The organism is Rhodoblastus acidophilus, from assembly GCF_025961575.1.
GTDB lineage: Bacteria > Pseudomonadota > Alphaproteobacteria > Rhizobiales > Beijerinckiaceae > Rhodoblastus > Rhodoblastus acidophilus_C.
On record NZ_JAOQNX010000039.1, the window covers coordinates 20,946 to 42,995 of the forward strand.

Consider the following 22,050-nt stretch of genomic DNA (forward strand, 5'->3'; position numbering starts at 1 on the left):
GCTTACGCGCACGGGGCGGTCGGCAGCCTGAGCGTCACCGACGTTCCAAAGCCCGGCGCGCTGGAAATCCTCAGCGCGCCGCCGAAACGTTCGGCGAAATCGCGCGCCATTGAGAGACCGAGCCCGGTCCCCTTTCCCGCCGGCTTGGTGGAGAAGAACGGCTCCATGGCGCGGGAGAGCGTGTCCTTGTCCATGCCCGAACCGGAATCGACCACATCCACGCGGAGATAGTCTCCCGGAGGCAGGCCGACCTGCGTGTCGTCCACGGACTGGGAATAGACCGAGACCGTCAGCGCGCCACCCTGGTTCATCGCGTCGCGGCCGTTGATGGCGAGGTTGATGAGCACCGTTTCGAATTCGGCGCGATCGACACAAACGCGCGGCAAGTCGGCGCCAAAATGCATCCTCAGCTTCACGCCATCGCCGAGAGACAGAACCAGCAAATCGGAAAGCTCGGCCAACAGAATGGATGTGTCGACCGCTTGCGCACACCGTTCCGATGGACGCGCAAGCGTGAGCACGCGGCGGACGATCGAGGCGCCGCGCGTCGCCGCCAGCGACAGGAGTTTCGACGTTTTCTCGACATGCTGTGCGTCGTTCGGGCGCTGGCGGATGATTTCGGCGCCAATGATCACCGCCTGAAGGATATTGTTGATATCGTGAGCGATACCACAGGCCATTTCGCCGAGCGCCGCCAGCTTTTCCGACTGTGCGAATTGCGCCGCGAACGGATCGTGCGGCATGACGGCGTCGGCTCCTCCGAATCGAGGATCCGAATTCGCGCGCTTACTGAAAGCCACCTTGCGCATGATGAATTCGTTTCCGACGATTTGCAGTTCAGAGCGATCGGAATGATCTGCAAGCCCGCATCACGGATGCGAGAGCGCGGCAATATGCCGCATCAATATCCTCCCTTCGAGACATTACGGCAAGAAATATCTGTTGCGTTTTTTGTTTGATGTTGCGACGCGCGCGAATCGCCTGGGCGCAGCTCATGCGGCGCCGGACAATAGCGCTGTTAATGCGCGGTTTTCCGGCTATGGTCGGGCATGAGCGAGTCGAATACGATCGAGATCTTCAGCGACATTCTGGTGGTGCTCGGCGTCGCCGGGATCATTGTTCCGGCGCTGCGCCGTTTCGGCGTCAGCCCGATCCTCAGCTATCTCGGCGCCGGCGCCGTGCTGGGACCGCTGGGGTTCGGCTCGCAGATCGAAAAATTTCCCTTCCTCTACTGGGTGACGGTGGTCAATCCGGACAGCATTTCGGGCATAGGCGAGCTGGGCGTCGTCTTCCTGCTGTTCCTGATCGGCCTGAAATTGTCGGTGAAGCGGCTGTTCACCATGCGAAAACTGGTGTTCGGCCTCGGCGGGTTGCAGGTCGCCGTCACCGGCGCGGCGCTCACCGGAATAGGCGTCGCTCTCGGCCTGGAGCTGGGCCCCGCGACCATCATCGGCCTCAGCCTTGCTCTGTCCTCGACCGCCATCGTGCTGGAAATCCTGGCGGGGCAGGGGCGTCTCACCTCGAACGTCGGCCGTCTGAGCTTCGCCGTCCTGCTCGCCCAGGACCTCGCCGTCGTGCCGATCATCGTGCTGGTGTCGATCCTCGGCAATGGCGCTGGCGAGTCCGTTCTGGTCAGCATTGGCGTCGCGCTGCTCAAGGCGAGCGTCGCCATTGGCGCGATTGTCCTGTTTGGCCGGTTCCTGTTGCGCCCGATGTTCGAACTGGTGGCGACGGCGGGCTCGACGGAACTGTTCATCGCCGCCGCTTTGTTCGTCATCATCGGCTCCGGGCTGCTCGCCCACGAGGCCGGCCTGTCCATGGCGCTGGGCGCCTTCGTCATCGCGCTGATGCTGGCGGAAACCGCCTATGGCAAGGCGATCGAGGCGGCCATCGACCCGTTCAAGGGCCTGTTGCTCGGCGTGTTCTTCTTCACCGTCGGCATGAAGATCGATTTTCGAGAATTTTTGCACGAGCCCGGCCTGCTCATCGGAATCGTCGCGGGCCTGATTGTCCTGAAACTCGCGATCTTCGTCGTTCTGGCGCATTTTTTCCGCGCGAACTGGCGCATTTCGGTCGAAACCGGCGCGCTGCTCGGCCCCGGCGGCGAATTCGCCTTCGTCAGCATCGGCATGGCGTCGTCGCTCAAACTGCTGCCCCCGCCGGTCGCCAGCGCCGCGCTGGCGGCGGCCGCCGTGACCATGGCGCTGACGCCGATTCTGTCGCTGGCGGCGCGGCGCCTCAAACCGCCAGCCCCGGCCGCCGCCGAGCCGGACCTCACGTTTCGCGCGCAGCCCGGAGACCGGCACGCCATTGTCGTCGGCCATGGCCGTGTCGGCAAAGTGGTGTGTTCGCTGCTGCGGCAGCACGAGGTCGGCTTCGTCGCCATCGACCATGACGCCAATGGGGTGGCGCGCGACCGCGGCGACGGCCATCTCGTCCATTTCGGCGACGCCTCGGACCCGCGCGTGCTCGAGGCCATCGGGCTGAAACAGGTGACTGGCGTGATCCTCACCATCAACGGCCGCAAGACCATCGACCTGATCGTCGAGCGCATCCGCGCGGCGCGGCCCGATGTGATGATCGTCTCCCGCGCCCGCGACGAGGATCACGCGCGCCGGCTCTACGCTCTGGGCGTGACCGACGCCGTGCCCGAAACCATCGAAGCGAGCCTGCAATTGTCGGAAGCGACGCTGGTCGGGCTAGGGGTGGCGACCGGCCACGCCATCGCCTCGATCCATCAAAGGCGCGACGAGTTCCGCCATGCCTTGCAACAGGCGGCGCGCCTGGCAGGCCGCGACGAGAGCCACGCCGTCAAGGCGAAAACCACATAGGGGGACGAATTGCGCTTGACGTTCTTGCGGTGAGTGCGAGCGGGCAGGGCGCGATTCGGTCCTCTCCCCGGCCCGCGAGCCTAATTGTCGTCGGCGACCCGCACGATCACGTCGACCCCGACAATGCGCTTGCCCTTGGGCGCCTTCAGCTGCAACTGGTGGGTGACGTCCTGCTCCATGTCGAACAGCACGGAGCGGTCTTCGTCGTAATAATGGCAATGCGACCCGGTCTTGGTGTCGTACCAGACTTTTGAGCCGTAGAGCGCGATCTCGCGCACCAGGCCGGCGTCGGCGAACTGATGCAACGTGTTGTAGACGGTCGCCCGCGACAGCGGCATTTTCAGCGCCTGCGCCTCGGCGAACACCTGTTCGGCGGTGACATGGCGGTCGCCGGCGACAAACAGCAGGCTGGCGATGCTCACCCTTTGCCGCGTCGGGCGCAAGTCGACGGCGCGCAGTTTGTCGCGAACCAGCCGCGCCAGAGCGCCATTGACCCAGTCATAGGTGGGCCGGGCCGGCTTGCCGAGGGTTGAAGTCGATTGCGCCATGATTTCCGCCTCATTCGTGTCACGATCTAGCACGGCCTGACGCTCTTAGAAAGACTCTAAGTTTGTCGCATGTGCTAGAAAGCAAATTGGGCGCCACGAGCGGAAAGAAACGACGCGATAGGTCAGGCCGCCTGCGGCGTCAGCGCCTCGGCCCGGGCGTCGAGCCGGCGCCGCAAGGCGCGCGGAACCTGCCGCGCCGATTTTGCGCGCGGAAACGGCAGTTCGGCGACATTGCGTCCGCTGGGATAGAGCGCTTCATGTTCGGCCCAATTGTCGAAGCCCATGCGGGTGACGGTGTCGACAAAGGTCTCGGCGGGCGCGCCATTGGCGAGGATCAGCGCATGCGAGTCGATTTCGAGGTGGTAGTAGGTGAAAGTTTCGCTTTCGGGCCGCTGCTGGACGATGGTGCGGCCATTGACCAGCGCCCCCGCCTGGACCAGCACGCCGTCGAGATAGAGCGCGTGGTCCGGCGACAGCCGCAGCTCCTGTGTGGGCAGGGCGTCGCCGAGCGCGCCGGCGGCGATGCGCACCGGCCAGGCGCGCAGCGGATCGGCAAAGCGCGTGTCGACGGCGCGCCGCCCGATCCAGCGCAGGGTCTCGACGCCGCCGTTGGCGGTGAGCACGCGATCGGCGATGCGCAGGGTCTCGACAGCGCGCGGGCCTTCCGGAGTGGCGATCAGCGTTCCTGCGCAGAAACAGGGCGCGTCTCCAATGAATGTGGCTTTGAAATCGATCAAGGAGAACGCATCGCCGTTGCTGCTGTTTAAGGCCAAAAGGCGTAGATCGGGAATGTAATCGTTGTGGCCTTGGATAAAGCCGTCTTCTAATTCGAGTGAGACAGAAAAAGAAGATCCGCCAGAATGCTCGTCTTTGAAAAGGTCGATGTTTCTGGAATAACGCTGATTGGGATACGACCAAATAAGCGCGTCTTCAGTGGAAAATGTGACGCTCTCTATTCCGTAATCGATTTTAACCTCAGCTGAGGTAATGCCCAACCCGCTGAACAATGGCCAGTCATAATGGTCATAGGAGAACGCGATCGTTCCCGTCATGACTCCAAAATTCTGTCCGCTTGAAAATTGTGCGTTGAAGTCGAATGAAAAACTATGCATTTGGTCAATGCCTATGTTGGGAAATCGCTAGGAAAACCAACCTCGCGCCATGATAGCGCATCTCGGCTCTCTTGCACACGACACGGGGTTGCGTTCTGCCGTAAGGCCCGCTTGACCCCGCGCGCCCCCGGGTCCACATATCGCCAAAGCCAAGGGGAGCCCCGGCAGGGGGCTGAGAGGCCGGCGAGATTTCCGAAAATCGCCCGGCGACCCTCACACCTGAACCAGGTCATGCTGGCGGAGGAATGGCGCTGATCGACTCGAAAACCCGAGCCTTTCCGCGCCCCATGTCGCGGGAGGTTTGATGCGCATCAGAATCATCGGGGCCGGCGCCGCCGGATTGACCGCAGCCTTCGAACTCCTGCGACAGGCGGAAGCCCAAAACCGCGACCTCGCCGTCGAAATCGTCGAAAAGGCCGAGGGCCCCGGACGCGGCTGCTCGCATTATGCCGGCGGCATGATCGCGCCCTGGTGCGAGGCCGAATCGACCGAGCCGATCGTCGCCACGCTCGGCGAAGAAGCCCTAAAATTCTGGACCGAGACTTTCCCGGTCGCGGAAAAGCGCGGCAGCCTTGTCGTGGCGCCGAAGCGCGATCGTCCCGACCTCCTGCATTTTTCCAGGCGCACCAAAAATTTCGTCACGCTCGACCGCGACGCCATAGCGGCGCTCGAGCCCGACCTCGCTGAAAATTTCGATCTCGCGCTCTATTTCGAGCAGGAGGCCCATCTCGCCCCCCGCGAAGCCCTCAAAAAACTCGCCGAGCATCTGGCGCAGAAACCCAATGTCGCCATCACCTATAGCGCGGACGCCGAAACCCTCGCGGACACGGCCGATTGGACCCTCGACTGTCGCGGTTTTGCCGCCAAGCCCGACCTTTCCGGCCTGCGCGGCGTCAAGGGCGAGATGATGATCGTCCGCGCCCCGGATATCACACTCTCGCGGCCGGTGCGCATGGTGCATCCGCGCCATCCCGTCTATCTCGTGCCGCGCCCCGATGGAACCATCATGGTCGGCGCCACCATGTACGAGAACGAGGAGCGCGCCCGGGTGACGGCGGAAAGTCTTGTGGAACTCGTCAATTCCGCCTTTGCGCTGAACCCGGCCTTCGCCCAGGCCGAAATTCTGGAGACCGGCTCGGACGTGCGGCCGAGCTTTGCCGACAATTTGCCGCGCATCCGCCGCGAGGGCAAAAAACTGTTCCTCAACGGGCTGTATCGGCACGGCTTTTTGCTGTCGCCGCCCTTGGCGAGCCGCGCGGCCGGCGTCATTCTGGACGGCGCCCATTTCCCGGAGGTGATGGATGAAGATCGCGGTCAACGGCGAAGCGCATGAGGCGCAGGCGGCGACGCTCGCCGCGCTGCTGTCTGAACTCGGCTACGAACCCGCCCTGGTCGCCACGGCGGTCAACGAAATTTTTGTGCGCGCCAAAGACCGGGACGCCTGCGCGTTGAATGAGGGGGACCGCGTGGAAGTGTTGAGCCCCAGACAGGGAGGGTGACGTGCAGGAATTGCCACGCATGACAAACACCGTCATGCCCGGGCTTGTCCCGGGCATCCACGCCGGGACATCGCTTCAACCCTGCAGAATTTGCGCGCGCCCATGACCGATCCGCTCACCTTCTACGGCGTCACGCTGACCTCCCGCCTGCTGGTCGGCACCTCGCAATATCCGTCGCCCGCCATCCTCGCCGAAGCATTGAAAACCTCGAAAGCCGAGGTCGTCACCGTCTCGCTGCGCCGCGAGGCCGGGGGCTCCCGCGCCGGCGAAAGTTTTTGGGGCCTGATCCGCGATCTCGGCCTGCGCGTCCTGCCCAACACCGCCGGTTGCCGCAGCGTCAAGGAGGCGGTCACCACCGCCCACATGGCCCGCGAGCTTTTCAACACCACCTGGATCAAGCTGGAGGTGATCGGCGACGACGACCTCTTGGCCCCAGACCCCTTCGGCCTCGTCGAAGCCGCGCGCATCCTTTGCGACGACGGTTTTGACGTTTTTCCCTACATGACCGAGGACGTCACCCTGGCCGACCGCCTCGTGGACGCCGGCTGCCGCGTGCTGATGCCCTGGGGCGCGCCGATCGGCTCGGGCCGCGGCCTCAACAATATCTTCGGCCTGCGCGCCCTGCGCGCCCGCTTCCGCGACATCCCCCTTGTCATCGACGCCGGACTCGGCGCGCCCTCGCAGGCCGCGCAAGCCTTCGAACTCGGCTATGACGCGGTTCTGCTCAACACGGCCATCGCCCGCGCCGGCGATCCCGCCGCCATGGCCCGCGCTTTTGCGCTCGCCTGCGAAGCCGGCCGCGCCGCCTACAAAGCGCTGCCGATCGAGCCCCGCGACATGGCCGAACCCTCCACCCCGGTCCTGGGGCGCGCCTTCACATGAAGCTCGACCCATTTTATCTCATCGTCGATCACGTCGGTTGGCTGCGCCGCCTGCTCCCCTGCGGCGTCAAACTGGCGCAACTCAGGGTCAAGCAAGCCGAAGACCTGCGCGAGCAGATCGCGGAAGCTCGCGATCTCTGCAAGACCCATGGCGCGCAACTGATCGTCAACGACCATTGGCGCCTCGCGCTGGACCTCGGCTGCGATTTTGTTCACCTCGGCCAAGAAGATCTTTTGAGCGCCGACCTCAATGCGATCAAGGCGGGAGGCCTGAAACTCGGAATCTCCACCCACGACGAGGCCGAGTTGCAAAAGGCGCTCGACGCCGAGCCGGATTATGTGGCGCTCGGCCCAATTTTCCCGACCATCCTGAAAAAAATGCCCTGGGCGCCCCAAGGGTTCGGCAAAATCGCGCTCTGGCGGCAAAAAATCGGCGCGCTGCCACTGGTCGCCATCGGCGGCCTGACGCCCGAGCGCGCGCAGGAGAGCTTTAAGGCCGGCGCCGACAGTGCGGCTGTTGTCACCGACATTTCTCTGAACCCAGACCCGGAGGCGCGCTGTCGGGAATGGATTGCGGCGACCCGCCGCCCCATATCAGCGGCATGACCCTGCACACCGCCACACTCGAAATCGAAGGCATGACCTGCGGCGCCTGCGTCGCCCATGTCGAAAAGGCCCTCAAATCCGCGCCGGGCGTGCGCGACGCCCGCGTCAACCTCGCCACCGAACGCGCCGAACTCGACCTCGCCCCCGAAGCGAACCTCGCGGCGCTCGCCCAAAGGGTGGAAGAAGAAGGCTATCCTGCCCGCCGCCAGACGTTTGAGATCGGCGTCGGCGGCATGAGTTGCGGCGCCTGTGTCGCCCATGTCGAAAAGGCGCTGAAAAAAGTCCCCGGCGTGCTCTCGGCCACGGCCAATCTCGCCAACAACCGCGCCACCGTCGAGGTTTTGGCGGGCGCGGTCGATTACGCCACGCTGGCCGCCGCCATCCGCGCCGAGGATTACGAGCCGAGCCCGGTCGAAAACGCGGAACCGCTGGAAACCCGCGAAAAGGAAGCGGCTCGCCTCAAGCGCGATTTTTGGCTCGCGGCGGCGGGCGCGGTCCCGGTGGTCGCGCTCGAAATGGGCGCGCACATGTCCCACGACTTCGCCAGCGCCCCCCACGCCACCCTGGGCCACCAAACTCCGATGTTTTTGGCGGCGGCCCTGACCACCTTCGTGCTGGCGGGTCCGGGCCGGCGCTTTTTCAAGCTGGGTTTCGGCTCGCTCCGGCGCGGCGCCCCCGACATGAACGCGCTGGTGGCGCTGGGGGCGGGCGCGGCCTACCTCTATTCGCTGCTCGCCACCTTCGCCCCAAACATCCTGCCGGAGGGCGCGCGCCACTCCTATTTCGAATCGGCGGCCGCCATCGTCGCCTTCATCCTGCTGGGCCGCTGGCTGGAGGCGCGGGCCAAAGGCCGCGCCGCCCAGGCCATAGCGGCGCTCGGCGCCTTGCAGCCGAAAATCGCCCACGTCCGCCGCGAGACCGGCGCCATCGACTTGCCCGTCGAAGAAGTCCGCGTCGGCGATCTCGTCGAGATCAGGCCGGGCGAGCCGATCCCGGTGGACGGCGTGGTGGTCGAAGGCGCGAGCCACGTCGACGAAGCCCTCATGACCGGCGAAAGCCTGCCGGTCGCCAAAAAGCCGGGCGATCCCCTGATCGGCGGCGCGGTCAATTCCGCCGGTTTTCTGCTGATGCGGGCGGAAAAAGTCGGCGCCGGCACGGCGCTGGCCGGAATTATCCGGCTTGTCGAGGGCGCCCAAGGCGCGAAACTGCCGATCCAGGCGCTCGCCGACAAGGTCACGGCCATTTTCGTCCCCACGGTGTTGGGAATCGCCGCCCTCACCTTTGCGCTCTGGATGATTTTCGGACCAGAACCCGCCTTGTCCCTCGCCCTGGTCAACGCCGTGAGCGTGCTGATCATCGCCTGTCCCTGCGCCATGGGATTGGCCACGCCGGCGGCGCTGATGACCGGCACCGGGCGCGGCGCGCAACTGGGAATCCTCTTCCGCCGCGGCGACGCGCTGCAGACGCTGGCGGGCGTCAAAACCGTGGCGTTCGACAAAACCGGCACGCTCACCGAGGGAAAACCGCAGCTCACCGCCCTGCGCGCCGAGAATTTGAGCGATGATGAGGCTCTGGCGCTGGCGGCGGCGGTCGAATCCCGTTCCGAGCATCCGCTCGCCCGCGCGCTGGTCGAGGCGGCCCATGCGCGGGGGCTCGCCACGCCGGACGTCGAAAATTTCGCCTACCAGCCAGGCCTGGGCGTCGCCGCCACTGTCGGCGGCAAAAAAATCGCGGTCGGTTCCGGCGAGTTCATGGCGGCGCTGTCCGCGCATTCGCCCGCGCTCGAAGCCGAAGCCGAAGTTTTGGCGGGGCAGGGGGCGAGCTGCTTCTTCCTCGCGGTGGACGGCCGCGCGACCGCCGTTTTCGCCTTTTCCGATCCGCTGCGCCCCAGCTCGGCGCAGGCGGTGGCGACGCTGAAGAAATTGGGCGTCGATGTCGCCATGCTCACCGGCGACCGCGCCGCCACGGCGAACGCCATTGCCGCGCAAGCTGGGGTGAGCGAAGTTTTTGCCGGCCTGAAACCCGAGGGCAAGGTCGAGATTTTGCAAAACTTGAGCCTGCGCGGCCCCGTCGCCTTCGCCGGCGACGGCGTGAACGACGCGCCGGCGCTGGCGGCGGCCGATGTCGGCCTCGCCATGGGCACGGGCTCGGAAATCGCGCGCGCCAGCGCCGAAGTGGTTTTGGTGGGCGCCGATCCCGTCAAGGCGGCGCAGGCTGTGGCGCTGTCGCGTGCGACGCTGCGCAATATCAAGCAAAACCTGTTTTGGGCCTTCGGCTACAATGTGGTCCTGGTTCCCGTGGCGATGGGCGCGCTCTATCCTTGGAACGGAACGCTGCTCAATCCGGCGCTGGGCGCGGCGGCGATGGCCTGTTCGAGCCTTTTCGTGCTCGCCAACGCGCTCCGCTTGAGGAGCTTCGCGTCGTGACGGCGCGGTGAAGGTTTAGTTAATAAAAGATTAAACTTGACGTGAGCGGTTCGGTTTTGTTCTTAGAAAATGACGCCAGGACTACAGCGCAACCGAGTTATCAGACTTATCCACAGGCCGGAGTTGACGTGGTTTCTCCAAATGTTCTTTCGGGAAACTTCGGCGCGATACGGCAGAGGAGGCAGGGGCAATGAGCGAAACGATTCTCCATGTCGAGGGCATGAGCTGCGGCAAATGCGCGGCGCGGGTCACCAAGGCGATTCAGGCGCAGGCGCCGGAGGCGCAGGTGCAGGTCGAGCTGGAGACCAAGCGGGTGACGATCGCGCCCTCCGTCGCCAATCCGCAAGCGCTGGCGCAAGCCGTCACCGAAGCGGGCTATCCCGCTCGGCAGGCGTAGAGCAAATCTCGAATCAGGCGCGGCGCTTGTCCGCCTTGGGCGCGGAGCCTCGGAACGCGTTGAGCAGAATGCCGATGGTCGCGCCATTGTGCAGCACGGCGGTCGCGACCGGCGACAGCAGGCCCAAGGCGGCGAAACCCAAAATGGCGGTGTTGAGCCCGACCGTCAGCTTGTAATTCGTGTCGATCCGCGCCATCGCCGCATTGGCGAGCGCGCGGGCGTCGGCGATTCGGGCGAGCGAATCCTCCAGCAGCACCACATCTGCGGTGAGCCGGGCGATATCTGCGCCTTTCTGCATGGCGACGCCGACATGCGCCCCGGCGAGCGCCGGCGCGTCATTGATGCCGTCGCCGACGAAGGCGATCTTCGCCCCCTTGGCGTTGAGCTCGGCGACGATCCCGGCCTTGTCCTCCGGCGTGAGTTCGGCGTGATAGCCGTCGAGCCCGAGTTTTTCGGCGAGCTCCGCGGCGCGGTCGTGATGGTCGCCGCTCAGCATCAGAATGCGTTTGACGCCCGCGCGCCGCAGGCGCGCGATCGTCTCGGCGGCGGTGGCGCGTAACGAATCCTTCAGCGCCAGTATGCCGAGCAGGCGCCCGCCAAAACCGATGAACAGCAGCGTCTTGCCTTCGCGATATAGGCGGTCGACCACTTCGGTCTGCGCCGAGAGGTCGATGCCCTCATGGTCCTCGACGAAATGCCTGGAGCCCACCACCACGCGCTGGCCGTTGACTTCGCTCGCCACGCCATGCGCGACGATGAACTGGACTTCGGTGTGGTCGAAATGGTGGTTCTTGTCGGTCGCCTGCGCGGCATTGACCACCGCCATGGCCAGCGGATGAAAATAATGCTCCTCGACCGAAGCGGCGAGGCAGATCAGGTCTTCGGCGCTATAGGCGGTGTCGAAGGCGATGGAATCCGTCACCTCCAGATGGCCGGTGGTGAGCGTGCCGGTCTTGTCGAAAATGAATGTGTCGGCCTGCGCCAGCCGCTCCAGCGCGGTCGCGCCCTTGACCAGAATTCCGGCCTGTCCCGCATTGTACATGGCCGATTTGAACGCTACCGGCGTCGCCAGTTTTAGCGCGCAGGAATAGTCGGCTTGAAGCACCGAGGCGGCGGAGCGCCAGTCGCCGGTCAGCACGGCGGAGACGCCGGCGAGTTTGAGAACCGTCGGCACCAGCCGGTCGGCAAGGCGCGCGGCGTCGAGCTGGGCCTCGCTTTTCGCCGTCAGCGATTGCTCGACATAATCGGCGATGCGCGCGGCGGCGGTATGACGTCCCACCTGTTCGGCGTAAATGGTGAGCCGGCCATCCTCCATGCTGGTGCCGGACAGGACCTTTGCGCCGCGCGTCTTGATCACCGAGACGCTTTCGCCGGTCATCGCCGCTTCGTTGACGACGCCCTCTCCGGACATCACCGTGCCGTCCACGGGAATCACCGCGCCGGCGCCGACCACGACGGACTCGCCCACGGCGACCTCGCCGGTGGGAATTTGAACCTCCTCGCCGTCGCGCAACACCCAGATGAGGTCGCTGCTCGGGCGCAACAAATGTTTGAGCAGATCGTCGGAGCGCCGCGCGATCGTGCCTTCCAGATATTCGCCGAGCGCCAGCATGAATGTGGTGGCGTTGGCGGCGAGGAAATCGGAGCGCGCCAGCGAGATCGACACCGCCATCGCCTCCAGCACATGGCTGGTGACGCCGTTCTCGCGGTAATCGGCCACGCCCTCGCGCAGCATCGGCAGCGCCGCGGCGAGGCTGACCGGAAGCCGCGCCGGCATGGGCAGAACATTGGCGCCGAGCAGCACGGCGAGCGACGAGGCCAAAGCCCCGGCGCCATCGTCGTCGCGCGGTTTTGTTTTGACCTCGTCCCAGCGCATCTCGGCCAAAGCCCCGACAATGGTCATGACGGAGGTGCGCTGGGTGTCGAAGACGATGGTGAGCGACGCCGCGCGGGCGTTGACCCTGGCCGAGGTCACGCCGTCGATCAGCCGCGCCATGCCTTCGAGCGCGGCCGCGTCGGGCGCGTCGAGATTGCGGCGATAGCGCAGGCGCACGCGCCCGGGCAGCCGGTGAACGACTTTCAGCGTGCGCAGCCAGGGCTGAGCCGTCATGCCGCGGCGCTCTGTTCCGCCTCGACTTCCGCCGCCAGATCGGCCATCTGCTCCTTCATTTCGGCGAAACCGCCCATCACGCTGGAATAGGCCTGGATCGCGCTCTTGAACATTTTGCCGCGGATCTGCTCGTCGGACAGGACATAGGCCGCGATCCCGCCAACCGCGAGGCCGAGCAGGAATTGTTCGTTGCGGCCCTTGGGCAGCAGGTTGCTGAGGCTGGCGAACACGCCCTGGTTGGCCGGCGGCGCCATATTGGCCTGACCCGCCAGCAGGCGCTGCAGTTGACGGCGCTTCAGGCCTTTTCCCTTTTTCTTCTTCTTAGCCAATTTCGGCCTCCTTCGGCGCATCGTGGGTTTCTGTGGTGAGCAAGGTTTCGACCGCCATCACGCCCGCGACGCCTCCGGCGATCGCCAGCGCGGCGCTCAGGTAATCCTGGCGGCGCAGGCTGTCGGCGGTGGCGACGCCGGCGGCGAGAGCGAAGCCGCCCTGCAACGCGAGTTGCGCCACCTTGCGGTTGGGCGACGCGCCGGCGGCGCGATTCTGGATCGCGGCCAGCAGGCCGGTGGCGACCAGACCGCGGATGAAATTGTTGGAGAGCTCCGCCGGCGCGAGCGGTTGCGGCGTTCTTACCTTAAGCTTTTTCATGTTTCGCGCCTTCCTGGGCCGCGGCGGGGTCATCTTTGGCCGGCGCGGCGTCCGGCTGGTCGGTCGCCGCCTCAGCCTGTCCGCCCAGCTTGGCGCGCAAGCTGGCGGAAGATTTTTCGACCGCGCTCAGGCCGGACACCGTGACGTCGCGCAGCTCCTCGCCGGCTTTGTCGAATCCGCTGCGCGCCTTGTGCGCCAGCGCCGTCAGCTTGGCGGGCGCCTTGGATGTCTTCAGCATGCGCACCCCGAGGGCGCCGGCCGCTATGCCGGCCACAAAAGTCAAAACGGGCAGCATGACGATCTCCTTTCAGTCAAATCAGGCGTGGGCGGCGTCGAGCAGACGGCGCCGCAGAATTTCGCTCTCGGGCGTGGCCTCGCCCGAGAGAAAGCCGCTCCAGGCCGAAGGCGGGATCGCGCGGGCGTCATATTCGATGGTGCAGGACCGGGCCAAGGGATTGACGCCGACGGATCGTATGCCCTCGACCCCCCCGAGCGCCTGACCGAATTTTTTGGCCTCGGCGATCAGCTCATGGGGAAGGTTTTCCCGCATTTTCAGCCGGATGCGGCCGGGAATGTGGTGGGCGACGCTGAGCTGGCGGACCAGACCGAGCAGCGGGGAAGCGGTGGAGGTCATGGCGGCTCCTATCGCAGCACGTGCCGCCGGTGGACGACGATATGGATCAGCGTGAGCGCAAGGGACAGAACGCCCGCCTGCGCGTGAAGCTTGCGGCTGGATTTCAAGGCGGCGAGCGACAAAGCCATGCTGGCGACCGCGCCGATCTTGGCGGCGCGGTTCAGCTCCCATTTGGCGCGCCGGCGACGCCGCGACCCATGCGGGGCAGGGGGCGGCGCCGTGGCGGCGGTCTCGGACCCGGGCTCGGCGGGCGAGGCTTCGGCGGGGCCCAGCAAGGCCGCGACCTCGGCGCGGATGCGCGCCTCCAGCTCGGCGTCCGTCGGATCGAAGCGCAACAGCATCGATCCGACCGCCGGATTGCTTTCGATGTCCGCAAATTCCCGCAAGCTGTCCAGAACCCGCGCATGGATGTCGCGATTCCGCAGCGCGGGATGACGGAGCCTGATCCGGCCGGGCAGGGCGGATGCAAACGGGTTCAAAGGACTCATGGCGCAATTCCGCTGGCGCGACAGGGACGGCGCGAAGCGACTCACCCTGCCGACGTTTCAACCATCAATGGCGTTTCACAACCTTGGCCGCAACCAATCCGACACGTTTTAGACTCCTTCCAACATGTCTCATGTCACTTGAACGTCACTTGGATGTCACCTGACGGTTACTTGAGCGTCGCTTTAACGGAGCGTGAGCGTCAAATTGGCGGCCCAAGATCACTCCGCCGGCATGGACAGAAACGCCCGCTCCGCTTCGGGCGCCCGCCGCAGCCGCGCGATCGTGCTTTCGCATCGCGCCCGGATCGCAGCCGGCGCCACGAAGTCCAAAAACTGCGCGCTGAGCGCGGCGAAGGCGAGATCGACCAGCAGCGCGTCGCCGGCGCTGTCCAGGTAACGAAATGGCGTGATCGCCTCGGCGATCAGGGCGTCGATTCTGTGTCGTTCACGGGCGATGTCGCACATATTGGCCTCGTCGGGTTGAAAGCTCATTGGAGGGCGTCGTCGTCGCAGAGGCGAACGATCACGTCGACGCCGACGACGCGGTAGCCGGGCGGCGGCGCGATCTTGAGATTCTTGGTCAAATCCTCGGGAATGTCGGAGAGCCGCTGCCGGTTTTCATCGAAATAATGGCTGTGGGAGCCGACATTGGTGTCGTACCAGACCTTGGAGCCGAACACCGCGATCTCCCGGATCAGTCCGGCGGCGACGAACTGCCGCAATGTGTTGTAGACCGTGGCGAGCGACAGCGGCATTTCGAGCGCCTGCGCCTCGCGGTAAAGCTGCTCCGCGGTGACATGGCGGTCGCCGGCGACGAACAGCAGCCCGGCGAGGCTGACGCGCTGCCGGCTGGGACGCAGGCGCGCCGCCTGCAGGCGCTGCCGGATCATCCGCGCCAGCGGGCCGCCACGCCAGTCATAGGCGATGCGCGCCCGGGATTTCTCGCCGCCGAAGGTCTCCATGGTCTCATCCGCGAAAGCATTGTCCTGATGCGGAAAAGCTAGCAGCGGGAGTCCAGGCGCCGAAACGAAATGCGGCGATTTTGAATTATTCTAAATAGGGGCGACGCGCCTATCGCTCGCGCATCGCCTCCGAAGCCGTCTCCACCAGCGGCGAAAAGATATATTCCAGGATGCGCCGGCGTCCCGTGGCGATTTCGACGCTCACCGCCATGCCGGGGGTCAGCGGCGTGGACACGCCGTCGACATCCATCGCCGCGCGCCCCGGCGCGAGCGTGGCCGGAAACACCAGATTCTGGGTGCGTTGCCCGCCGCCAAAGGTCTTTTCCTTGTTCAGCCGGGCCGCGTCGCCCTCGCGTTGCTGCGCCTCGGGCTCCGGAATGGCGTCGCTGGACACATGGGTCACTTTCGCCGGCAGCGTGCCGAATCGTGTGAACGGGAACGCCTCGACCTTGACCACCGCGCTCTGGCCCGGCTTGACGAAGCCGACATCGCGGTTGAGCAGGTAGCATTCGATTTCGAGCGCGGCGTCTTCGGGCACGATGCGCATCAATTCGTCGCCGCCGCCGACCACCTGGCCGATCGTGTTCACGGTCAGGCCATAGACGATGCCGTTGATCGGCGCGGTCAGGGTCATGCGCTGCGATTTCAGCCGCGCCTTCGCCAGTTTCTCCCGCCAGTCGTCGGCCTGCCGCTGCGCCTCCGACATTTTCTGCGCATTGTCGGCGATGAAGCTGGTGACGGCCTTGTCGCGGTCGAGATGAAGGACGGCGATGGCCGCGGCCGCGGAATCGCGTTGGCCCTTCTGCATGGCGAGCTGGGTCTTGTGATAATCCAGGCTCTCCTGCGCGTCGATCAGATTGGCCTTGGCGCCGGACCCGGACTTCACCAGGGATGAGCGCATGTCGACGCGCTGCTGCAAGGTCGCGATCAATTCGGTTTGCGCCGCCACCGTGCCATCGGCGCGGTCGCGTTCGATCTCCTTTTGCCGAATCTGGGCGCTGTATCCCTCAACGGCGACCTGCAACTGGCGGAGGTCGCTGGCGAGCACCCGGGTTTCGCGGTCGCGAATTTGTTGCGGCAAATCGGCGTCGAACGGGATCGCCGGCGCCGGCGTGAATTCGCGCTTTTCCGCTGATTCCACGGAAATGCGGCGGCGCAGCGCCTCCGCCCGGTAGGCGTCATAGGCGCCGCGCGCGTCGGCTTCCTCGGCGCGCGCCTCGCCGGGGTCGAACTCCACCAGCACGTCGCCGGCGACCACATGGCGGCCGTTTTCGACGCGAATGCCGACGACCCGTCCTGGCTCCAGCGGCTGAATCACCTTTACGCGGCCCGCCGGCTGAATCTTGCCCTGGGCCACGGCGATGATGTCGAGCCGGCCGAACCAGCTCCAGGCCAGCGCCACCAGGACCAGCGCCGCGATGATCAGGATCAGCGCCATGCGCACCGGCGAGGGCGGGGATTCCAGGATTTCCAGATCGGCGGGCAGAAATTCCCGATCGGAGAGCGGCGCGCGATCGGAGCGTTTCGCCCGGCCGAAAAGATTTGGCGCAGCGGCCCGCAGCTTTTCCAAGGCGGCGTTCATGGCGGCGTTCATGGCGCGCTCCGCTCGTTCTGCATGGCCCAGAGCCGGGCATAGAGGCCGTTCGGAGTCTTGAGCAGCTCGTCATGGCTGCCCGCCTCGACCAGCCGCCCGTCGACCATGCCGATGATCACGTCGCAGTCGCGCACGGCGGCGAGGCGATGGGCGATGATGAACACGGTGCGGTTTTTCACGATCTGGCGCATGTTCTGCTGGACGATGCGCTCGCTCTCGTAATCCAGCGCGGAGGTGGCTTCGTCGAAGATCAGGATCGGCGGATTGGTGGCCAGCGCCCGGGCGATGGCGATGCGCTGGCGCTGGCCGCCGGACAGGTTGGCGCCGCGCTCCTCGATCATCGTGTCATAGCCTTGAGGGAGCTTGCCGATGAATTCGTCGGCGCCGGCGAGCCGCGCCATGGCCATCACATGGGCGCGCGGCATGGCTGGATTGGCCAGCGCGATATTGTCGTGGATGGAGCGGTTGAACAGCAGGTTTTCCTGGAGCACCACGCCGATATGGGTGCGCAGCCAGGCCGGATCGACCTGGGCGAGGTCCATGTCGTCGAGCAGCACCTGGCCTTCATCGGGAATGTAGAATCGCTGGATCAGCTTGGTCAGCGTCGATTTCCCCGAGCCGGACGGCCCGACAATGCCGATCACCTTGCCCGGATTGACCCGCAGCGAAATCTGCTTGAGCACTTGCGGCGCATCGGGCCGGTAGCGGAACGATACGTGCCGGAACTCGATCTTTCCGCGCGGCGGCGGCAACAAGGCCCGCGTCGCCGGGGTCGGCTCCGGCGGATGGTTGAGAATGTCGCCGAGCCGCTCGACCGACACCTGCACCTGCTGGAAATCCTGCCACAATTGCGACAGCCGCAGCACCGGCTGCGCCACTTGCCCGGCGATCATGTTGAAGGCGACGAGTTCGCCGACGCTCAATTCCCCGTCGATCACCGCCTTGGCCCCGAACAGCAGCAGAGCGGCGGTCGAGAGCTTGTTGACATACTGGATGGCGTTCTGGCCTTTCGCCCCCAGCATGGTCGTGTCGAAAGCCGAGCGCACATAGGCGGCGAGCCTTTCCTCCCATTGCTTGCCGACAACCGGCTCGACCGCGGCGGCCTTGAGCGTCTGCATGCCGACGATGGATTCGACCAGGAACTGCTGGCTTTCGGCGCCGCGATTGAATTTCTCGTTCAGTTTTTCACGCAGCAGCGGCCGCGCGAGCGCGGCAATGCCCAGATAGAGCGGAATGGTCGCGAGCACGACCAGGGTCAGCTTCCAGGAATAGGCGAACAGGACCGCGATGAAGACGAAGGTGAACAGCAGGTCGAGCGCGGAAAACAGCCCCTGTCCCGTCAGAAAGGCGCGAATCGTTTCAAGCTCGCGCACGCGCGCCACCGTCTGCCCCGTCGGCCGGGTCTCGAAATAGCCGACCGGCAGCCGCGCCAGATGGCGGAACAGCCGCTGGCCCAGTTCGACGTCGATGCGGTTGGTGGTGTGCGACAGCGCATAGGTGCGCAAATATTGCAGCGCGACGTCGAACAGCCCGATGATGGCGAGGCCGCCGACCAGCACGAATAGGGTGGAATAGCCGCGATGGGTCAGCACCTTGTCGATCACCACCTGGAAGAACAGCGGCGACACCAGCCCGAACAGCTGGACGAAAAACGAGGCGATCAGCACATGGATCAGCGGCTTGCGGTAGCGCCATAGCGAAGGCGCGAACCAGTGGAAGCCGAACGTCTTCGGATCGATGCCGGCGCCGCCGAACCGGCGTCGCGCCACCAGGATCAGCAGCGGCGCGATTTCGGCGAGCAGGTCGTCGATCGTCAAATTGCGCGCGACATGGCCGACGGGATCGACGACGCGCCACAAGCCGTCCGGCGTCTTGCCGCCGAACACAACGTAGCCGCCGGTCCTGAGGCGCAAAAGGGCGGGGACGGGGGCGCTGGCGAGCCGCGCTGGCGTCGGATTTTCGATGACGCGCGCCCTCAAACCGATGCGCGCCGCGGCGCGCACAAGATCGCTCGGCGTCTCCTCCGGCGCCGCGATCGCAAGATCCTTGGCGAGATGGCTGGCGTCGGCGGCGATGCGATAATAGGCGGCCACGCCGCACAGAGCGAGAAGGCCGGTGTGCGCGGGCGTTTGCACTTGCGCATCACTGATAGGCCTGTCGGCGGACGCTTCTGGCTCCAACAAAACATTTTGCTCAATATTCATCGCCAGCCCGCAGTTGAGCCTGGTGCTCGCCAAGTGTTTACCGCCGCATTAGCAATGGAGCGCATTCGGTTGTCAACCAAGCGGCGCGGCTTCCGCTGCGCCCCCGCAAGAGGCGGGCGGAGACGGGAGCGATTTTTCCAGCACCGCCATGATCCTGTCGGCAAGCCCGGCGGAGTCGATGGGCTTGCGCACCAGCCCCACATTTTGTCCATCAGCTTCCGCAAGGAATGCCGTCGCGGCCTCGATGGCGTTGCCGGTGATCAGCAGCGCCGGCAGGCGCGGCCGGGCGGCTTGCGCGGCCTGGATCAGCTCGACGCCGTTCGTTCCCGGCATAGTCAGGTCCGTGACCAGGACGTCGATCGGGAGAGCGTCGCCAAGACGTTGGAGCGCTTCCGCGCCATTCGCCGCCTCGACGACCCGAAAACCATGGTCGGCGAGCTCGGCCGCCAGCACGTGACGCAGCGCGTCTTCGTCATCGACCAGCAGGATCGTGGGTCGCGCCGCGCCGTCGGGCAGGGGAGGGCGCCGGTTCGCGCCGCGCGCGCCGCCGCTTTCGGACGCAACCGGAATCCAAAGCGAGACGATCGTGCCGCGCCCGGGCGCGCTGTCCACCGCCAGAGCGCCGCCGGATTGTTCGGCAAAACTGCGCGCCATGGGCAGGCCCAGGCCCGTGCCGGCCCCCGGCCCCTTGGTGGTGAAGAACGGCTCCAGCGCCCGCGCCGCAGTCGCTTCGTCCATCCCCGTCCCGGTGTCGGCGACGGAGAAGCGGATGAAGGGGGCGTCGCCAGGGCGGCCGTGCGGAGTGTCGAGCTTGGCGCTGATTTCGATGGCCCCGCCGCCGGGCGTCGCGTCGCGCGCGTTGATGACGAGATTGACCAGCGCCGCCTCGAGCTGGCCCTTGTCGACCAGCGCGCGGGGCAGATCGTCCGCGACGTCCAGGCGCAGAGCGTAATTCGGGCCAATGGTCGCCGCCAGCATTTCGCAGAGGCCGGCGAGCGTGGCCGCGACATCGACCGCCTCCGGACGCAATTCGCCCTGGCGCGCGAAGGATAACAGCCTGCGCGTGATCGATTCGCCGCGGTGGGCGGCCTCGGTGAGCAGACGCGCCACTTTGGCGATCCCCGGATCGTCCGACCGCCGCGCCACCTGGCCGGCGCCGGCCACCATGGTTTGCAGAATGTTGTTGAAATCATGCGCGACGCCGCCGGCGAGCTGGCCGAGCGCCGCCAGCTTTTCGGATTGCGCCAGTTTGGCCTGCGCCAGTTCGCGCGCCTGCACCTCGGTCTGCACGCGCGTTTCGAGCTCGGCGTTGATCCGCCGCAGGGCTTCCCGGGAGCGCGCCTCGCTCTCCCGCCGCTGGGCCTCGGCGAGCCGCCGCTCCGCCGCCACCTGGCGCAAGGAGTCCCAGACTTCCCGGATCTCCGGCGATTTCGGATCGATTTCGACCATTTCGCCGCGCAACAGCGCCTGGGCGCCCAGGTGCAGAGTCTTGATGGGCTGGGTGATCCGCCGGGCGATCAGCGCCGCGAGAATAATGCTCAGCGCCGACACCAGGGCGCCCGCCGCCACCGCCCAGGCCATGGCGCCAAGGGCCGTCGCGCGCAATTCTTCCGTGCTGATGGCGATGCCGACGGTCCAGCCGCTCAAGCCTGAAACCGCGTTGGCCTGGACGATGGCTTGGCGCTCCAGCGACAGGATTTCGAACGCGCCCTCCTTGCCGCGGCTCGCCCTGAACCCGTCGGACGCCAGCCCGCCGAAATAGCGGTCGTTGCCGGGGACTCGGGCGATGAAGCGGCCGTCCTGGTCGATAATGCCGGCAAACCAGTTCGCTGGCATGGACTGGGCGTTCAGCAGCCGAACGAATCCCCGCGGTTTGACCACCACGCCCAGGGCGCGCACGACCTCCCCATCGGCGACCACGGGCAATTCGACGCTGAACACCCAATCGTTCGCGATCCGCCCTTTTCGCAGCGGCGACACCACGGGCGTCCGCTTGCCCGCGGCAAGCCGCTGCGCGGCGAGTTCCGACGGCGTCCTCGGCGGCAGCGCCTCTCCGCGCGGCGCGGCCAGATTCAGCAGGAGCTTTCCGTCGAGGTCGCCGACGACGACATAGGCGTCGCTGGATTCGGCGAAAATCGCGCGCGCTTCCGCCTCAAAAGCCGCGAGATCGCCGTCGACCAGGGCCGGCGACCGCGACAGCGCCTCCGCGAGACGCATGTATTTGTCCAATTCTGCGTCCACGCCCTGGGCGACGGCGCGGGCGGTATATTGCAGGCTGTTGCGCGCGGCGTCCTGCTGAGCCGACGACACATGCCAGATGACGACGGCGACCAGAATGTTCAGGGGAACGGCGAGGGTGAGCACGAGCGCGGCGAGACGACGCTCGATCGTCCAACCGTCGAACGCTGCGACCGTGGGCCTGCTTTCAATGCGATTCAGCAGGGCTCCAAGCCATCGCAGCATGGGCGTCCGAGCGCCTGTCTGGCCGTGTGGGACCGTGTCCTCCCGGTTTTCCTGTTCGCGCGGGGATCGGTGAAATCCCGGCTTCCTCAAGTTCTAGAGGACCGGTCCCTTGGGGCAATGCGGGAAACCTGATCGGCGATTCCACGGGACCGACCGCTGCAGCCAAGAGGAGATCTCGCCCCGATTTCGATCCCCGACGAAACCATCGCCAACGGCGGCGGTTTCGTCGATGTCCCGTCCCATCCGGGGCGGGACCGCCACATCCTCCTCCCCGACTGGGCCGCTCTGAAGAGCGGCCCTCTTTCGGCGCGCAGAAAGCCAAATTGAAAGGACGTCCTCGCAGCCTAGCGAAGGGCAGGGGGCGTGAAGCCGCCGCAACCATCTGTTTTCCGGATGGCTTCGATGCGCTTTGCGCGAAAAATGCAACTTTTTTGAAAAAGGCGCTTGACGGTTCGAGCGGGGAGGTCCTATAAGCCAGCCATCGACGGCGTCGCTGCCGGTCACTGGCGGCGGACGCTGACGCGTCTTCAACTGAACCTTCGTGGGTTTGGTCGGCTAGGTCGCCGGGGATGACGTGTCGCTGAAGGATCGGGTTGACACCTTAGGGTGTGAGGCTTAAATTCTTTGGCCCTGCTGTTTGACAATCG

21 protein-coding genes and 1 riboswitch are annotated in these 22,050 nt (G+C 65.7%); of the genes, 7 read left to right on the forward strand and 14 right to left on the reverse strand.

Annotation, left to right across the window (positions count from 1 at the left end; translation table 11 throughout):
• Nucleotides 1–2 precede the first annotated feature (2 nt).
• Complete coding sequence (locus tag M2320_RS20790) at nt 3–743, reverse strand: sensor histidine kinase (protein WP_264598921.1); 741 nt, start codon at nt 741–743, stop codon at nt 3–5.
• A 306-nt stretch (nt 744–1,049) separates the two neighbouring features.
• On the opposite strand from M2320_RS20790, the gene M2320_RS20795 reads away from it, so the two are divergent.
• Entirely contained in the window at nt 1,050–2,831 is a 1,782-nt protein-coding gene (locus M2320_RS20795; protein WP_264598922.1) for a cation:proton antiporter, read from the forward strand.
• An 80-nt stretch (nt 2,832–2,911) separates the two neighbouring features.
• Here the strand turns inward: M2320_RS20795 and irrA (M2320_RS20800) are convergent, their stop codons facing one another.
• On the reverse strand, nt 2,912–3,379 hold the full coding sequence (gene irrA, locus M2320_RS20800) for an iron response transcriptional regulator IrrA (protein ID WP_184429217.1): 468 nt from the start codon (nt 3,377–3,379) through the stop codon (nt 2,912–2,914).
• A gap of 122 nt (nt 3,380–3,501) precedes the next feature.
• Nucleotides 3,502–4,116: a Hint domain-containing protein gene (locus M2320_RS20805; protein WP_264598923.1), complete on the reverse strand. Its 615-nt coding sequence runs from the start codon at nt 4,114–4,116 to the stop codon at nt 3,502–3,504.
• 517 nt (nt 4,117–4,633) lie between these two features.
• A riboswitch (TPP riboswitch) is annotated at nt 4,634–4,754 on the forward strand.
• A 41-nt stretch (nt 4,755–4,795) separates the two neighbouring features.
• Here M2320_RS20805 and M2320_RS20810 point away from each other — a divergent pair.
• From M2320_RS20810 to M2320_RS20835, 6 genes are all read left to right on the forward strand, one after another.
• Nucleotides 4,796–5,824 carry an FAD-dependent oxidoreductase gene (locus tag M2320_RS20810; protein ID WP_264598924.1) on the forward strand — a complete coding sequence of 343 codons (1,029 nt, stop codon included), beginning with the start codon at nt 4,796–4,798 and terminating at the stop codon, nt 5,822–5,824.
• Nucleotides 5,793–5,990, forward strand: a complete 198-nt coding sequence (gene thiS / locus M2320_RS20815) for a sulfur carrier protein ThiS (RefSeq protein ID WP_264598925.1) — start codon at nt 5,793–5,795, stop codon at nt 5,988–5,990. Before M2320_RS20810 ends, thiS begins: the two co-directional genes overlap by 32 nt.
• 102 nt (nt 5,991–6,092) lie before the next feature.
• Nucleotides 6,093–6,872: a thiazole synthase gene (locus M2320_RS20820; protein WP_264598926.1), complete on the forward strand. Its 780-nt coding sequence runs from the start codon at nt 6,093–6,095 to the stop codon at nt 6,870–6,872.
• Nucleotides 6,869–7,477 (forward strand): thiamine phosphate synthase, encoded by a 609-nt coding sequence (locus M2320_RS20825; protein WP_264598927.1) that lies wholly within the window; start codon nt 6,869–6,871, stop codon nt 7,475–7,477. Before M2320_RS20820 ends, M2320_RS20825 begins: the two co-directional genes overlap by 4 nt.
• Nucleotides 7,438–9,903, forward strand: coding sequence for a heavy metal translocating P-type ATPase (locus M2320_RS20830; RefSeq protein WP_264598928.1), 2,466 nt, complete (start codon nt 7,438–7,440; stop codon nt 9,901–9,903). Before M2320_RS20825 ends, M2320_RS20830 begins: the two co-directional genes overlap by 40 nt.
• Nucleotides 9,904–10,093: 190 nt before the next feature.
• Nucleotides 10,094–10,300, forward strand: a complete 207-nt coding sequence (locus tag M2320_RS20835; RefSeq protein WP_264598929.1) for a heavy-metal-associated domain-containing protein — start codon at nt 10,094–10,096, stop codon at nt 10,298–10,300.
• Nucleotides 10,301–10,313: 13 nt separating this feature from the next.
• Here M2320_RS20835 and M2320_RS20840 read toward each other — a convergent pair whose 3' ends face one another.
• From M2320_RS20840 to M2320_RS20890, 11 genes are all read right to left on the reverse strand, one after another.
• Nucleotides 10,314–12,410, reverse strand: coding sequence for a heavy metal translocating P-type ATPase (locus tag M2320_RS20840; RefSeq protein WP_264598930.1), 2,097 nt, complete (start codon nt 12,408–12,410; stop codon nt 10,314–10,316).
• Complete coding sequence (locus tag M2320_RS20845) at nt 12,407–12,739, reverse strand: YtxH domain-containing protein (protein ID WP_264598931.1); 333 nt, start codon at nt 12,737–12,739, stop codon at nt 12,407–12,409. The genes M2320_RS20840 and M2320_RS20845 overlap by 4 nt, the downstream gene beginning before the upstream one ends.
• Nucleotides 12,732–13,058, reverse strand: a complete 327-nt coding sequence (locus tag M2320_RS20850; protein WP_264598932.1) for a hypothetical protein — start codon at nt 13,056–13,058, stop codon at nt 12,732–12,734. The genes M2320_RS20845 and M2320_RS20850 overlap by 8 nt, the downstream gene beginning before the upstream one ends.
• Nucleotides 13,045–13,353: a hypothetical protein gene (locus M2320_RS20855; protein ID WP_264598933.1), complete on the reverse strand. Its 309-nt coding sequence runs from the start codon at nt 13,351–13,353 to the stop codon at nt 13,045–13,047. Before M2320_RS20855 ends, M2320_RS20850 begins: the two co-directional genes overlap by 14 nt.
• A gap of 21 nt (nt 13,354–13,374) precedes the next feature.
• The gene (locus tag M2320_RS20860) at nt 13,375–13,692 is read right to left on the reverse strand and encodes a heavy-metal-associated domain-containing protein (RefSeq protein ID WP_264598934.1); all 318 of its coding nucleotides are present in this window, start codon (nt 13,690–13,692) and stop codon (nt 13,375–13,377) included.
• A gap of 8 nt (nt 13,693–13,700) precedes the next feature.
• Nucleotides 13,701–14,180 carry a hypothetical protein gene (locus M2320_RS20865; RefSeq protein WP_264598935.1) on the reverse strand — a complete coding sequence of 160 codons (480 nt, stop codon included), beginning with the start codon at nt 14,178–14,180 and terminating at the stop codon, nt 13,701–13,703.
• 219 nt (nt 14,181–14,399) lie between these two features.
• Complete coding sequence (locus M2320_RS20870) at nt 14,400–14,672, reverse strand: hypothetical protein (protein WP_264598936.1); 273 nt, start codon at nt 14,670–14,672, stop codon at nt 14,400–14,402.
• Entirely contained in the window at nt 14,669–15,142 is a 474-nt protein-coding gene (gene irrA / locus M2320_RS20875; protein ID WP_210304465.1) for an iron response transcriptional regulator IrrA, read from the reverse strand. The genes M2320_RS20870 and irrA (M2320_RS20875) overlap by 4 nt, the downstream gene beginning before the upstream one ends.
• A 109-nt stretch (nt 15,143–15,251) precedes the next feature.
• Nucleotides 15,252–16,736 carry an HlyD family type I secretion periplasmic adaptor subunit gene (locus tag M2320_RS20880; RefSeq protein WP_264598937.1) on the reverse strand — a complete coding sequence of 495 codons (1,485 nt, stop codon included), beginning with the start codon at nt 16,734–16,736 and terminating at the stop codon, nt 15,252–15,254.
• The gene (locus M2320_RS20885) at nt 16,733–18,940 is read right to left on the reverse strand and encodes a type I secretion system permease/ATPase (protein ID WP_264598938.1); all 2,208 of its coding nucleotides are present in this window, start codon (nt 18,938–18,940) and stop codon (nt 16,733–16,735) included. Before M2320_RS20885 ends, M2320_RS20880 begins: the two co-directional genes overlap by 4 nt.
• A 72-nt stretch (nt 18,941–19,012) precedes the next feature.
• A complete protein-coding gene (locus tag M2320_RS20890) occupies nt 19,013–21,403 on the reverse strand; it encodes a hybrid sensor histidine kinase/response regulator (RefSeq protein ID WP_264598939.1) in 2,391 nt (796 codons plus the stop codon).
• Nucleotides 21,404–22,050: the final 647 nt, after the last annotated feature.